Source organism: Paenibacillus prosopidis (assembly GCF_003337375.1).
Taxonomy (GTDB): domain Bacteria; phylum Bacillota; class Bacilli; order Paenibacillales; family Paenibacillaceae; genus Pristimantibacillus; species Pristimantibacillus prosopidis.
In genome coordinates, this window is record NZ_QPJD01000009.1 from 258,195 (window position 1) to 272,630 (window position 14,436).

The 14,436-nt window shown below is 46.5% G+C and carries 11 protein-coding genes and 3 tRNA genes; 13 read left to right on the forward strand and 1 reads right to left on the reverse strand.

Going from position 1 to position 14,436, the window contains the following annotated elements; translation table 11 throughout:
• The first annotated feature begins 3 nt into the window (after positions 1-3).
• Genes DFP97_RS16110 through DFP97_RS16120 form a run of 3 tightly spaced genes read left to right on the forward strand, consistent with a single transcriptional unit; the run spans position 4 to position 5,353 of the window.
• Positions 4-2,937, forward strand: a complete 2,934-nt coding sequence (locus DFP97_RS16110; protein WP_114381209.1) for an ABC transporter permease — start codon at positions 4-6, stop codon at positions 2,935-2,937.
• Between the two features lie 5 nt (positions 2,938-2,942).
• Positions 2,943-3,830: an ABC transporter ATP-binding protein gene (locus tag DFP97_RS16115; protein WP_114381210.1), complete on the forward strand. Its 888-nt coding sequence runs from the start codon at positions 2,943-2,945 to the stop codon at positions 3,828-3,830.
• Between the two features lie 5 nt (positions 3,831-3,835).
• Positions 3,836-5,353: an ABC transporter substrate-binding protein gene (locus DFP97_RS16120; RefSeq protein WP_114381211.1), complete on the forward strand. Its 1,518-nt coding sequence runs from the start codon at positions 3,836-3,838 to the stop codon at positions 5,351-5,353.
• Between the two features lie 81 nt (positions 5,354-5,434).
• Here DFP97_RS16120 and DFP97_RS16125 read toward each other — a convergent pair whose 3' ends face one another.
• Complete coding sequence (locus DFP97_RS16125; RefSeq protein ID WP_114381212.1) at positions 5,435-5,947, reverse strand: 2'-5' RNA ligase family protein; 513 nt, start codon at positions 5,945-5,947, stop codon at positions 5,435-5,437.
• A gap of 173 nt (positions 5,948-6,120) precedes the next feature.
• Here DFP97_RS16125 and DFP97_RS30775 point away from each other — a divergent pair, with 173 nt between their 5' ends.
• The 10 genes from DFP97_RS30775 (at position 6,121) to DFP97_RS16170 (ending at position 14,435) form a co-directional block, all read left to right on the forward strand.
• A complete protein-coding gene (locus tag DFP97_RS30775) occupies positions 6,121-6,285 on the forward strand; it encodes a hypothetical protein (RefSeq protein ID WP_181873548.1) in 165 nt (54 codons plus the stop codon).
• 111 nt (positions 6,286-6,396) lie between these two features.
• Positions 6,397-6,473: transfer RNA gene (locus DFP97_RS16130), tRNA-Met, on the forward strand.
• Between the two features lie 37 nt (positions 6,474-6,510).
• Positions 6,511-6,587: transfer RNA gene (locus tag DFP97_RS16135), tRNA-Ile, on the forward strand.
• Between the two features lie 21 nt (positions 6,588-6,608).
• Positions 6,609-6,694: transfer RNA gene (locus DFP97_RS16140), tRNA-Leu, on the forward strand.
• 253 nt (positions 6,695-6,947) lie between these two features.
• A complete protein-coding gene (locus DFP97_RS16145; protein WP_114381213.1) occupies positions 6,948-7,160 on the forward strand; it encodes a TM2 domain-containing protein in 213 nt (70 codons plus the stop codon).
• A gap of 258 nt (positions 7,161-7,418) precedes the next feature.
• Complete coding sequence (locus DFP97_RS16150; protein WP_114381214.1) at positions 7,419-9,686, forward strand: helix-turn-helix domain-containing protein; 2,268 nt, start codon at positions 7,419-7,421, stop codon at positions 9,684-9,686.
• Positions 9,687-9,904: 218 nt separating this feature from the next.
• Entirely contained in the window at positions 9,905-11,527 is a 1,623-nt protein-coding gene (locus DFP97_RS16155) for an extracellular solute-binding protein (RefSeq protein WP_114381215.1), read from the forward strand.
• A gap of 54 nt (positions 11,528-11,581) precedes the next feature.
• Complete coding sequence (locus DFP97_RS16160; protein WP_114381216.1) at positions 11,582-12,514, forward strand: ABC transporter permease; 933 nt, start codon at positions 11,582-11,584, stop codon at positions 12,512-12,514.
• A gap of 57 nt (positions 12,515-12,571) precedes the next feature.
• A complete protein-coding gene (locus tag DFP97_RS16165) occupies positions 12,572-13,444 on the forward strand; it encodes a carbohydrate ABC transporter permease (RefSeq protein ID WP_114381217.1) in 873 nt (290 codons plus the stop codon).
• 40 nt (positions 13,445-13,484) lie between these two features.
• Positions 13,485-14,435 (forward strand): sugar phosphate isomerase/epimerase family protein, encoded by a 951-nt coding sequence (locus DFP97_RS16170; protein WP_114381218.1) that lies wholly within the window; start codon positions 13,485-13,487, stop codon positions 14,433-14,435.
• Position 14,436 lies beyond the last annotated feature (1 nt).

The window sequence follows — 14,436 nt, forward strand, 5'->3', positions numbered from 1 at the left end:
CCGATGGGAATTCCGCTGTTTCGTTTTTTGTTCCGCAAAATGTGGAACACGCGCTGGCTCACATTAAGCACGCTGGCGGGACTGACCTTAGCGGTAGCTTTTGCAACAAGCATACCGATGTACGCGGACGGCGCATTGAAAAGGGTCGTAGCCGAATCGTTACAGCAGAAGAGCGCCGGGCTCCCGGCCGGATCGCTGCTTATGCGGTATCAATCACCTGCAGGCGGGAAGACGGATTTACCGGCGTTAACCGAGCTTGAACGTTACATCTCTGAGAATGTGCCGAAGGAGATTGGATTTCGGTTTGACACGTTTGTTAACAGCTATGCCATCCGCAGCTCTGAAGTTGTGCCGGAGGATTCATCGAAGGTGGATGCGGGGCGCAACCGGCAGCTTACCCTTATGACAATGTCCGAACTGGAAACAAATACGGAGCTTACGCAGGGGAGATGGTTTGTAGACGCCGAGGGAGACGGGGAGCTGCTCGAAGCGGTAATGTTCGAGGAAGCGATGTACCGTAATGATGTACATATCGGGGATATATTCGAATATCCGGTATACGGCGGACTTGACCTTACGCTTCGGGTCAAAATCGTCGGAGCGGTAAAGCCGCTTAACGATACGAGTTCATATTGGTATCAAGGCATGGAGGGCATGCTGAACACATTCCAAATTAGCGAAGAAGCTTTTACGAAGGTACTGCTCGATAAGAACAGTATTCCGCTCCATAATGCAAGCTGGTATTATGCATTTGATTTATCGGAAATTCAAACGAGCCAATTAACGCCGCTTGGGCGGACGCTGGAGCGATTGAACATTGAACTTTATCAGCGCCTTAAAGACACCCGGGTGGAAATATCCTTCGCTTCCACGCTGACCGAATTTAAGAAGCAAAGCTTGCAGCTGCAAACGCTGCTATTCACGCTAGCCGCCCCAATGCTCGCGATGGTGTTTTATTTCATCGCCATGAATGCCCGTCAGTCACTCGACAAACAGCGCAGCGATATTGCGGTGCTGCGCAGCCGGGGAGCGGGTACAAGGCAAATTATTTGGATTTATTTGCTGGAAGGGCTGCTGCTCGGCGGCAGCGCACTCGCTTTGGGCCCTTTTATCGGTTGGTTCATGGCCAAAAGCATCGGTTCCGCAAACGGTTTTCTCTCATTCGTCAACCGTAAGTCGATACCTGTCGGCTTCTCGACAGAAGCGATCATCGCCGGTGGAGCGGCTGTATTACTTGCTATACTGGCAACCGTTATTCCAGCCGTAATCTATGCCAGATCTTCGATCGTCAGCTACAAGCAGCAGCTTGCCCGTTCCGACCGCAAGCCAGGATGGCAGCGATGGTATCTTGATGTACTGCTGATAGCAGCAGCCGGCTATGGCTGGTACATGTTCAACGAACGGCAAATGCTTACGTTCCAGACCGGAATGACGACGGATCAGCTAAACGTTCAACCGTTTCTCTTTTTCGTTCCGGCACTTTCTATTTTCGCGTTAGGCTTATTTTTCTTAAGATTGTTCCCATGGCTGTTAAAATTGTTTAATTGGCTCGGGCGCAAATTTTTACCTGTTCCGCTTTATTTGACACTTACGCAGCTGTCGCGTTCGTCCAAAGGCTATTATCCACTTATGATTTTATTGGTTTTGACGCTTGGACTAGGCGTATACAATGCTTCGGCAGCCAGAACGATCGATTTGAATTCGACGGAACGGACGCTTTATAAATACGGCTCGGACGTCACCATTCAAACGGTATGGGAAGGCTCGGCAGAAATTGTAACGACGCCACGCGGCGGAGCCGGAGGAGACTCCGGCAACGGGGGCGGCTCTGGAGGAGGCAACGGCGGCAATGGCGGCGGACCTGGAGGCGGCGGCAATGGCGGAGGCAGTGGAGGTAACGGCGGCGGCAGCGGCGGCGGTCAAACGGTGCCGACACGCATTTTGTATAGTGAACCGCCTTTCGAAATATTCCGCTCCCTAGAAGGGGTAGAAGCGGCAGCTCGGGTGCTGCAGACAAAGGGCAATGTCGTTATATCTGGCAAATCAATTGGTCAAGGCACAATAATGGGCATTGATAATGTTGATTTTGCGAAAGTAGCTTGGTTTCGCGACGATTTGTATCCGGCGCATCCTTATCATTATTTAAATAATTTAGGATTATATGAGCATGCGGCTGTCATCCCTTCAGGAGTTGCTGAGAAATACCAGCTGAAGCTGGGAGATTTGGTCTCGGTCGGATTCCCGGAAGGTATGCTCGAATTTACGGTAGTAGGCATATTGCCTTATTGGCCTAGTCAATATCCGGACAAATCACCATTTGTCATTACGAACTTGGATTATATTTATGACCAATTGCCGCTCATTCCTTATGAGGTTTGGCTAAAGATGGAGCCGGATGCGAAGGTTGCTCCGATTATAGAAAAGCTGCAGAAGGCAGGCGTAGAGCTGGCGTCTGTAAAGGATGTAAGAAGCGAGCTCATCTCACAATCAAAGCATCCGACAAGGGGCGGCGTATTCGGTATATTGAGCCTTGGCTTTCTTGTATCGGTGTTCATCACTCTTGCAGGGTATGTGCTGTATTGGTTCTTTAACCTTTCTGGCCGGGTTGTTCAATTTGGCGTGCTGCGCGCGATGGGATTATCACGTAAGCAATTGACTGGAATGTTATTGCTGGAGCAGCTGTTTACAGCAGGATTGTCAATCGGTCTTGGCGTGCTGATTGGTAAAGCGGTTAGCTTGCTCTTCCTTCCCTTCCTGCAAACAACGGAAAACGTCGCAGAAACGGTGCCGCCATTCCGGGTCGTCTTTGACTCCAATGACACGAACCAGCTTTATTTCGTTGTCGGGTTTATGATGGTGACTGGCGCGTTGCTGCTCTTCCTGCACATTCGCAGGCTGCGCGTGCATCAAGCGGTCAAAATGGGAGAGGAGCGTTAACGGCTATGATCGATTGCGAAGGACTTGTCAAAATTTACAAAACAGACGATCTCGAGGTCGTTGCGCTTCAAGGCTTGAATTTGAAGGTGGAGGATGGCGAGCTCATGGCCATCATCGGCAATAGCGGCAGCGGCAAATCGACGCTTCTGAACATTTTGGGAGGTCTTGACCGTCCTTCAGCGGGGCAGGTACGGGTAGGTCCTTGGGATTTGCTCAAAATTTCAGAAGAGGAGCTTGTTCAGTACAAGCGCGAAACAGTAGGCTTCATTTGGCAAAATAACGCCCGTAATCTGCTCCCGTACTTATCGGCGCTAGAGAATGTGGAAATGCCGATGATGCTCTCCGGCAAGGTGGATCGCGCATATGCGAAGCAGCTGCTGGAATGGGTAGGGCTTAAGGAGCGGATGCACAACAAGCTGCACCAGCTGTCCGGAGGAGAGCAGCAGCGGGTCGCTATCGCCATTTCGCTGTCAAACCGTCCGAAGCTGCTGCTAGCGGATGAACCGACGGGCTCTGTAGATACAACTACTTCAGATTTGATTATGGGTATATTCCGTCAGCTTAACCGTGAAATCGGCATAACGGTCGTTATCGTTACACATGACTTGACGCTTGCTGGCAAGGTTGACCGTGTCGTCGCGATTCGGGATGGCCTGACGAGTACCGAATTTATTAAGCGAAATCCGAATATTACTCTAGATGGAGGTGAGGCAGAGCTTCCGCAGGCAAGCGGACTGCAGGCTGTACATGAAGCCTATGTCGTAGTAGACCGCGTCGGACGCTTGCAAGTGCCTAAGGAATATTTATCAGCTCTTCAAATTAAAGACAAAGCAACGATGGAGTTTGACGGTGAGCGGATTATTATTACTCCGCCTAAATCATTGGGGGGTTAAATCGGATGAATAACAAATGGTTGTCAGGATTACGTATTCGCAAATTTACAATGCTTAGCTTAACGTTAGCCATGCTCATCAGCTTGCTCGCTGCATGCAGTGGAGGCTCGAACGAATCAGCGGAGAAACGCGTGCTCCGAATCGGAGTATTGTACGGCGGTTCGGATAATGAGCCATATTTCCGTCAGCAGTATACGGACATGTACGAAATGATGCATCCAAATATTGAATTTGAAATCGTTGGCGCCCTTAACTATGACGATCAACGCTTTGAACAAACGGATCCGTCCAAACCGACGACACAACCGGATCCTTACGAGAAAATGAAAGAAATGTTGAACGGCCAAAACCCGGTTGATGTCGTTGTGCTCGACTACAATATGCTGCGCCGTATGACGCAGGACAATTTGCTGCAGCAGCTTGATCCGAAAGTGACGCAGGACAAATTTGATTTGAGCGATTATGTGCCTACCGTTATTGAAGGAATTAAAGCCGCAGGCGACGGTAATCTGTACGCGTTAACGCCAACATTTAGTTCTTCTGCGCTCTATTACAATAAAAAGTTGTTTGCGGATGCAGGAGTAGCGCCTCCAACTGACAAAATGCCATGGTCCGAAGTTCTAAACCTCGCACGTCAAGTCGCGAAAGGAGAAGGGGAGGACCGCAAGTTCGGCTTCACCTTTAGCCGCTGGCAGTCTGACGGCTTCAACGATACGCAAGTATACAGCCAAGCGCTGCAATTGAAAATGTGGGACGAAAAAGGCGAAAAAATGCTTGTGAACAGCGATCAATGGGAAGAGGTATGGAAAACCGTTTCCTCTCTCTACAAAGAAGAGGTTGTTCCTACGCAGGAATTTTTCAATAAGATGTATGAAAAGCAAAGTCAAAGTGAACCCGGAGTGAATGATCCATTCTACGGCGATTTGTTTATTAAAGGAAAAGTTGCCATGACAATCGGGGATTATGGATATATTAACGAGCTCAAAAGAGCGCAGGACAACGCTGCGAAAATGAAAGATTTCGAGCCGGTTGACTGGGATGTCGTTACGGTTCCGACACATCCGAATGATCCTGAGGTTGGCGGTAATATATACCTTAGTCAGCTAATGGGGATTAATGCTAAAGCGCAAAATGATAAAGACGCATGGGAATTTATTAAATTTACAAACGGCAAAGAATGGGCGAAGCTCAAATCGAGAAGCGTTTACGAAATGGTAGCGCGTAAAGAATTTTTGAAGCCGATCGGCGGATTGCAGTACAACATGGATGCATTTACTTCCCTTAAGCCGCTGCCTCCAACAAGTACAGATGCCGATAAACTTTTCCGCGAGAAGCCTGGTATTTGGGAAGCGCAGCAGCCTGGCTACGAATTGTTCCAGGAGGTGCTGAACGGTAAGAAAACGCCACGTGAGGCGCTTACAGAGTGGGAAACCCGCGGCAACGCGGTTCTGGAACGTTTGAAAACGAATCCTAATGGTGGCGAAGGCGAAGGAGTAGGCGGAAAACCTATGCCGCTAGACTAACAGAATAATTCCCCGAGAGCCCGCATACGACTTAAAACTCGTTTGCGGGCTTTTTTCATTTTCCTTTAATTAAGAGCGTCCTTAACCACGCAGCACAAACGATTGATAAGCAGTCCATGAGCCGTTTTCGGTCTGATAAAGCAAATGCAGCCGATCAATTACGGAGGTTAGGTTGAATGAATTCATCCGCAAATTGCCATAGAGATCATGAAGCTCGTCTGCCGACATATTTTGCCCGATCGTGACGTGCGGTGTGTAAACATACTTTGGTTCGTGATTCGTTAATGGACCGCTGCATACTGCCTCGTGGAGCTTCTGCATAGGTGTTGTATCCTGAAGCGCTAAATAGAGCACATGATTTACAGGGTAGAAGGTGGACACGCGGTTGAATAAAACGGAAAACGGCGGCAATGAGGTCGTTACCTGCTCCAAATGAGCAATTGCAATCTGCAGCTGCTCATCTGACCATTCTTCCTGCTCTCGGACTGTCATATGAGCAGGGATGAAGCAGAAGTGAGGATCATGGCGCAAGCGCCAGCTGCCTGCGATATCCTGCACGTGCTTCTCCGGGAAAACGGCGATACCGTATAACATAGTCTTCAGCTCCTTTGAAATGACCTAATTTGAGTATACCCGATTTGTTTGAAATATAAGAAACTAGAATGTCTAGCTATGCTTGTATTATCCGATTTTGGGTATTCTAATGGGTACAAGCTTTGCTGATGCGGCATTACAGCTGCTGTGCACATACATCAGGAGGGATTCGAATGAGATGGGTGTACTGGGTCCGACTTTACGAAACGAAATTTCAAGCCGGGTGCCTTGTAAGACGGATGGAAAACGATTGGTGGGTTTATGGCTATGATAGTCCGCGTGAAGTTGAGGTTTTCCGGTCGCGCAAAGGCCGTTATGGCGTGCGATTTGTTCCTTAACGATACGAAATATTTACTAATTTGAATATTTTGCTTGACTTAAAACATCCACATATAGTATATTAATTCATGTCGCCATTTCAAGAAGCTTTTGATCAAATGGACAAACGTCGCGGGGTGGAGCAGCCCGGTAGCTCGTCGGGCTCATAACCCGAAGGCCGCAGGTTCAAATCCTGCCCCCGCAACCAACCTTTCGATGATTACGTTGAAATATACGTTTTTCGAGGGCCCTTAGCTCAGTTGGTTAGAGCGGTCGGCTCATAACCGATTGGTCGGGGGTTCGAGTCCCTCAGGGCCCACCATTTGCAAAGCTCTTATCACATGCCGGGGTGGCGGAACTGGCAGACGCACAGGACTTAAAATCCTGCGGTGGGTGACCACCGTACGGGTTCGATTCCCGTCCTCGGCATACCTTGTATTATATGATTTCATAATCAATGAATCGTAATACATATGAACCAAAAAACTCCCATACAACACTTGCCGTAAACAAGTGATTAAGGGAGTTTTTTTATGGAAAGAATTTATGGAAATAAAAAGCGGCGAAAAAGGCGATAAAAGTTAAAATCTAACTCCATTTCCTATATCTCAATAAAGAATTAGATTATTTTTTAAGGTATTATGATGTAGTTCATACTAACTTTCAATTGGGGGAACTGGAGTTGGAAAGAAGTTCTAAATCATTTGTAGCAGCATTGCTCCTATGTATCTTCTTCGGTGGCTTGGGGATTCATCGCTTTTACGCAGGTAAAATCGGTACAGGTATTTTGCAATTGCTTACGTTAGGCGGATTAGGGATCTGGGCATTGATAGATCTCATCTTAATCATTGTCAGCAAATTTACGGATAGTGAAGGCAGAAGAATTACCCCATAAATGAATTGTCATGTTATATAGAAATGTCAAAAAAGATCCTTACTTTGCGCTATCTGCAGATCTTGACAGATAGAGGCGAAGGAGGATCTTTTTTCTATTCGCAAATTCGGAACAGTTTGTTATTCTTATAAAAATGACTTCGTTCCATTGTATAGCTATTGATTATCTCTTAGAATGTTAGAGAAAACGCTTACTCGCGAAATCTTATATTGTTCCCAAATTTATGATAGTAGCTCTCTTATCTGAAGGAGTGTAAATATGAAGAAAAATTGGTATCGCCGAATGCTGCTTTCGTATTTCCCTGTCTTTTTGTTTACCGTGACGATGTTAATATTTTTGTCGTTTATCGTCGTCAATGAAATTTCTCATAAGGAAACTGTGAAAGCGGATCGGATTTCAACCGGTTATATTATTGATACGGTATCCCGTTCGCTTAAAGGGATTGAGCGCAACGTGCTTGAGGAAATGGAAAAAAATGAACGATACCGCGATTTTCTCAATATCGAGCTTACAAGGGAAAAACGCCAGGTTCTCTTCGATGTTGTCGATAGTATGCGTACGCTGATTGCAAACGATAGTTTGATCGATTCGATATATGTATACCGGAACGAGGACAAACAGGTGCTGACGCGGAGCGGTCTCGTCGAATGGGACGAATTTGCAGACAGGGCATTCATTGAGCAGGCACTTGCTAATCCGGAATATCAAGGCTGGTCACCGATCCGTACCTATCATGAATTGAGTATGGAAAATGACCGGCGCGTCATTTCCATGTACAAGAGAGAGCCGTTGCCTTTCGGTACAGAAGGGTTCGTTGTTATTAATGTAAATATGTATGCCGTCGAGCGAATGATTCATTCGATGAATAATGATGATTTGTCGTTTCTAGACATTCGCGACGATGCAGGAAATTTACTTTTCTCGACACTTACAACCACTATTAATGATGAAGGACAAGAAGATGGAAAGGTGCTAAACCGGATTAGATCGGATTTGCTGGGATGGACATTTGAGAGCGGTATTGCAGCAGGTCAGCTGTTTGTCTGGGTCTCGGTCATTTCTTATGTTTGGATTGTGATTGGCTTACTAACCGTAGTGTTTGCCATTTTTTATATTATTTACATCACCAGAAAAAACTACAAGCCGATTCGGGTGATGATGAACCGGATCGAATCGATTCAGCTGCGTAACGACGGCTTTGGCATCAAGATGGATGAGCTGTCCATTATCGATCAAACGCTGGATAGCTTAATTCAACAGACAGCGGATTATGAAAAGCAGCAGCGTGAAAACTTGCTTGTTAGCAGGCGGCAGCTGTTTCTTGATATTGTTCAAGGAGAAAGATTGGATGATTTGGAAGAACGTCTGCTGAATTTGAAGCTGCTGCCGGATAACACTTCGTTTGGCCAATTCGCCTTCATTGTGGTGGAAATTGGTCACTACGGCGATTTCCGGAGCGGGTATTCCGTACATGACCAAAATACGTTGAAATTCGCGTTGACGAACGTCTTGCAGGAGCTGGCACGGGACGACGGGATGCATGGATGGGCGGAATGGATCGGTGAGAGCAGAATGGGCATCATCGTTGGTATAGGAGGGGAGGATCAATCCGCGAAAGAACGGATTCGTCTGTTTGCGGACAAAGGCCGTACTTGGGTATCCGAGCATCTCCGGATGTCATTGCAATTTGGAGTTGGCCCAGTCAAGCAGGGCTGGAATCGGATAGAGCTTTCCTATAAGGCGGCAGTCGAGGCCATGCAGCATAAATTGTCGCTTGGCAAAGAATCCGTCATCATGAGCGATGATCTGCCTGGGGACGCGGGGCGGAGATGGTATAAGTATTTGCAGATGGCGGCTGAGCTGGTCAGGGAGTTCAGGCTGTCTACCGGCGAATGGCGCGTTCACTTGGAGAGAATGTTTGAAAGTCTGGAGTCGGATTGCTTGAAGGACGAAGATATTCGGATGCTGCTGCAAACGATGATGGATATGCTCGGCAGCGAGCTTGGTGAAATATCGGACGACTTATTGGATTATTTTAGAGGAGATAAAGCTGACGTTAGGAAGAAAACGGTGGAAGAGACCGTCTCGCTGGAACAAATGAAAGCTCTTTTCTTTGAACATTTAACAGATATATACCGGGCTTATGTCGCTTTTTGTGAAACCAAAAATCATCGGGCTATGATCAATGAAATGAAAGCCTATATAGAAGAGAATTTTGTAGACCCGGATTTGTCATTGAAGCATTTGAGTGACCGTTTTCATATTTCAGGGAAGTATGCCAGCTATTTGTTTAAAGAAGAGTTTAATATGAAGTTCGTTGATTTTATAGTCAAGCTGCGGATGGAGCGGGCGGAAGAGCTCCTGGCGGAAACCGAGGAGCCGGTACAAAACATTGCCCTCCAGGTCGGATATGCGAATTCGATTACATTTGGACGTGTGTTCAAAAGAGTGATCGGCGTAACGCCTGGAGATTACAGAAAGCTTAAGCTAAAGCCCGGAAAAGCCCGTCAATCCGCCAGTTTCTGAAAAATGTTTATTGCACGACAATGGTTAACTTATACAAATATTGGATATTTAACTTCAGGTTTATTGGTTTGAAACTAGTTTATTGCGACTTAATCGGGTGACGTGTAATACTTTGGTCATTCCGGTTCGGGTTGCAATAACGGATATGAAAGCGCTATCTCAATAAGATCGTGCAACCTGAACAGAATAATATACGATACGAAGAAGGGGTTGGAACGATGTTTAGAAACATGAAAAGAAAACGGTACACGGGTACAAAGAGATCTTTGCTGTTGCTAGTCCTAATATGTTCATTGCTCTTCACTGCTTGTTCCTCGAAAAATGAGCCGAATGCTGCTGAAGGAGCAAACGGCGGTACATCAGAGAAGCCGGTTACCCTTAAAATTGAAGTATTCGATCGGGGTAATTCTCCGGCGGGCTACACCATCACAGATAACTATTGGACGAAGTGGATCGGGGAAAATTTCGGAAAGCCGAACAACATTGATGTCAAATACGTTCCTGTACCTCGCTCAGAAGAAGTGGAGAAGTTAAATGTATTGATGGCAAGCGGAAGTGACGTGCCGGACATCGTATTTACGTATGACCCAAATACCTTTAATCGGTATGCGAAGCAAGGAGGTCTCACCGACCTTGGTCCGCTGCTCGACGAGCATGGTCCTAACTTAAAGCAGTTTTTGGGGGAAGATGTTCTTAGCTACGGTCAATTCGAAGGTACGCAATACGCCATTCCGGCGAAACGTTCAAATTTAGGCAAGTACGCGTCTTTCATTCGTAAAGATTGGCTGGATAAACTAAGTCTGCCGGTTCCTCAAACGACAGATGAGCTTTATGAAACGTTAAAAGCGTTTAAAGAAAAGGATCCGGGTGAATTGGGCGGCCAAGTGATTCCGCTAGGCATGACAATCGCTTCGGCTCAATATGAGCCGCTTATCTGGTCATTCATAAAGTCCGTTTCTGAAGAAGAGAGATATACTTTGACTCAACAGCTGGGCTCCAACGATTATCCAATACTGCTGCCAGGATTTAAAGATGCGCTTCAATTTATGAACAAGCTTTACAATGAAGGCTTGATCAGCAAAGATTTCGGGCTCGATAAAGACAAGAAAAAATTAGGTGAAGACATATCGAATGGTAAAGTCGGTTTCTTCAGCGAAGATGACATCAACATTTACTATGAAAACGGTAGTTATGACCTGCTGCAAAAAAATGTAAAGGGTGCGGAGATAGCTGCAGTAGATGTATATACGAACGACGAAGGCAAACATGCGAAGCCGAAGTACGCTCCGAACGGTCTTTACATTATGATTCCAAAATCAAGCGAACGAGCGGTCGAAGCCATTAAATACTTGGACTGGATGGCTTCGGGCGATAACCTGTTCACCATTCAGAACGGTATCGAGGGCGAAAATTACACGTTGGTAGACGACATTCCGGTTGCTGTGGAAAACCAAACGGAAGAAGCTTTAAACCGGATGTACAACGCAGGCGATATGGCGATTATTTCGAATGGAAAACAGCTAGGGAGCTTGGAAAAAAATCTGAAGGCTAGAGCGCTCCAAATGCCGAAGCAGTTCCATGAACAAGTCGCTGTTGCGCAGCAAATCGCAAATGCGGACACGATAGATCCAGTACTTATGGACAGACCGATTGAAGCGCAAACGAAATACGCAACGACGCTGCTCGATAAATTTAATGAAATCATCGTCAAGATGACGATGGCGAAACCGGACCAATTCGAGAGCATTTATGAAACGATGATTAAAGATTATATGGCGAGCGGCGGACAGGCGATTCTCGACGAACGTACAGAAGTTTATAAAGAGATGCAATCGAAATAATTTGCATTAAGCCCGGCTAGTGCACAGGGGCGGGGCTTTGCCTCGTCTCCTTGCATGAACCGGTCGCATAAAGGAGGGACCGCTGTGAGCGCGATCGCATATTTACGCAGATATTGGCAGCTGTATGCGCTGCTTGTTTTACCGCTGACCTACTTCATTATTTTCAAATACGGTCCAATGTACGGCATTCAGATCGCTTTCAAGGATTTTAATTTTTTTCAGGGGATTCACAGAAGCGAATGGATTGGTTTTGAGGCTTTTAGAGAAGTATTCGGGATGCGCGATTTTTACCTTACGCTTCGCAATACGCTGATGCTTAATTTTCTTGATCTGCTTGTTTCATTTCCAGCGCCGCTAATTCTAGCTATTCTGCTGTATGAGTTGAAAGCGGTTTGGTTTAAGAAGCTGTCACAAACGATTTTGTATATCCCGCACTTTATTTCTTGGGTTATTATTGGCGGTATTGTCTATCAAGTGTTCGGTACCGAGTCTGGTATGGTCAATAATTTGTTGATGTCATTAGGATTTGAAGCGGTTCCGTTTCTGACCGACAAAAGCGATTGGCTGATAACCTATCTTCTTGTCGGAGTCTGGCAAAGTGCAGGCTGGGGGACGATCATTTATTTGGCCGCGCTCACCGGTATTAATAAAGAGTTATTTGAAGCTGCAGGAATTGATGGAGCGGGAAGGCTCAAACGAATTTGGCATATTACGCTTCCGGGCTTGAAGCCGACAATCGTCGTGCTGCTCATCATTAATTTAGGTCATATGATATCAATCGGTTTCGAACGACCTTATGTAATCGGCAATTTAGCGGTAAGGGAATATTCAGACGTGCTCAGTACTTTCGTTTATCGCATCGGAATCGAATCAGGCCAGTATACGCTTGCAACTGTGGTCGGCTTATTCCAAGCGGTTGTCGGGCTTATCTTTGTCCTCGGTGCCAACTATACTTCCAAAAAGCTGACAGATGAAAGCATCTTGTAGAGGGCAATAAAATTATGTCTTCATCTTGATCGTGAATATTTGAAAGGAGCGGACGACATGAAAGAACAAACCGCTAACCGGGTTTTCGATACCGTCAACTTTATCATTTTATTAGTTTGCACGCTAATTTGTCTGGCTCCATTTCTTCATATACTGGCCATTTCTTTAAGCTCGGTTCGGCCTATAGTGTCTGGGGAAGTGAGCTTGTTTCCAGTTGAATTGAATTTTGAAGCCTATTTTAAAGTGTTTTCCGATCCGTCGATGATTCGTTCCCTCGGATTCACAGTGCTGCTAACCTGTTTGTTTACCGTGCTGTGTATGGTCATGTCGATTGCGATGGGTTATCCATTATCCAAAAAGAAACTGAAGGGCCGCAAAGTTTTCATGTTTATTGTAGTCATCACGATGTTTTTCAGCGGCGGCATTATCCCCGAATATATTCTGGTCCGGAATTTAAATTTGCTCGATTCGATTTGGGCGCTCGTGTTACCTGGATTAATTAACCCTTTTTATTTGATCATCTTAATTTCGTTTTTTAACAATATTCCGGAAAGCTTGGAAGAATCGGCCGAAATCGATGGAAGCAGTCATTTTCGGACGCTTATTAGCATCATGCTTCCGTTGTCGCTCCCGGTAATTACAACGCTCAGTCTGTTTTATGCGGTGGGTCGTTGGAACGGTTTCTCCGATACGCTGATGTACATTAATACTCCTGAACTTTATCCGCTGCAGTTGAAGCTGTATCAGCTTATTCAAAACAATATGATCAGTGAGCTGATGCAAATGGAAGGGGCGCAGATGGCGACAGTCGTGCCGGAAAGCTTGAAGGCAGCCAGCGTAATATTTGCTACCGTACCAATTTTGATCGTTTATCCGTGGCTGCAGCGTTATTTTGTAAGCGGCGTTATGCTTGGAGCGGTGAAAGGGTAAGTTGCTGTTTCTGGGAAAGGGATAAGGAGCCGGTGGAGTTATGGGAAAGTCAAAAGGAGAATATTCATTCTCGACGTGCTGGAACATTAAACGACACACCGTCGGAAGCGAGATGATAGAGGAAATTCGCGCACTTGGCTTTCAACGCGTGGAGCTGAATTATAACGTAACGAATGAGCTGCTCGCTACGATCGAACCAATGATCGAAGGTGGGGAAATCGGCGTCTCCAGCGTGCATAGTACGTTTCCTTACAACGCCGATCCCGATTACGGCACCGATTCCGTCCTGCTCGGTTTCGACGATGAGGAGAAGCGGAAGCGGGCGATCGATTTGCTATTGTTAACTGCGGAATATGCCAATCGATACGGGGCTCAGGCGGTTGTCGTTCATCCGGGTGAGGTACCGTTCGATTATAATATCGATAATGAACTAAAAGGCATTTATAAGGAGCAGGGCCGTGATTCAGAGGCGTACATGAAGCTGTGGAATGAAATGCTGGAGCGCCGCGAGTCGCTCAGCGACCATTATTTGCGGCGCATTCAGCACAGTCTGGAAGAAGCGTGCGACCGGATCGCCGCCAAAGGCTGGGACATCGCAATCGGCATCGAAACGCGTTCGAGATGTTATCAAATGCCTACGCTGCTGGAGGCGAAAACGGTTATTGACCGGATGAAAGGCGCGCCGGTCGGATTATGGTACGATTTTGGCCATGGCATGATGATGGAACGGATGGGTCTATACGACAACATGCTGGAAATGGATTCGATCAAGGAAAACGTCGTAGGCGTTCATATTCATGAAACAATCGGACTATCCGACCATTGGTGCCCATACGTGCATAGCGGAGACATGACCTATTTCGACCGTTTCCTTCCGATTATTGCGGCGGCTGAGGTTAAGGTCTATGAGCTGAAAGCGGCCTGCAAGCCGGAGGAGATTGAGGCGAGCCATGATTTGTTGATCTCAAAGCTTGCATCAATCAAGGAGTAGC

Bases quoted from the DNA above. Each gene is read 5' to 3' on its own strand.
- DFP97_RS16160 (WP_114381216.1), top strand. From the start codon at position 11,582: ATGAACCGGTCGCATAAAGGAGGGACCGCTGTGAGCGCGATCGCATAT.
- DFP97_RS16125 (WP_114381212.1), bottom strand. From the start codon at position 5,947: ATGTTATACGGTATCGCCGTTTTCCCGGAGAAGCACGTGCAGGATATC.
- DFP97_RS16115 (WP_114381210.1), top strand. From the start codon at position 2,943: ATGATCGATTGCGAAGGACTTGTCAAAATTTACAAAACAGACGATCTC.
- DFP97_RS16165 (WP_114381217.1), top strand. From the start codon at position 12,572: ATGAAAGAACAAACCGCTAACCGGGTTTTCGATACCGTCAACTTTATC.
- DFP97_RS16155 (WP_114381215.1), top strand. From the start codon at position 9,905: ATGTTTAGAAACATGAAAAGAAAACGGTACACGGGTACAAAGAGATCT.
- DFP97_RS16150 (WP_114381214.1), top strand. From the start codon at position 7,419: ATGAAGAAAAATTGGTATCGCCGAATGCTGCTTTCGTATTTCCCTGTC.
- DFP97_RS16120 (WP_114381211.1), top strand. From the start codon at position 3,836: ATGAATAACAAATGGTTGTCAGGATTACGTATTCGCAAATTTACAATG.
- DFP97_RS16170 (WP_114381218.1), top strand. From the start codon at position 13,485: ATGGGAAAGTCAAAAGGAGAATATTCATTCTCGACGTGCTGGAACATT.
- DFP97_RS16110 (WP_114381209.1), top strand. From the start codon at position 4: ATGGGAATTCCGCTGTTTCGTTTTTTGTTCCGCAAAATGTGGAACACG.
- DFP97_RS30775 (WP_181873548.1), top strand. From the start codon at position 6,121: ATGAGATGGGTGTACTGGGTCCGACTTTACGAAACGAAATTTCAAGCC.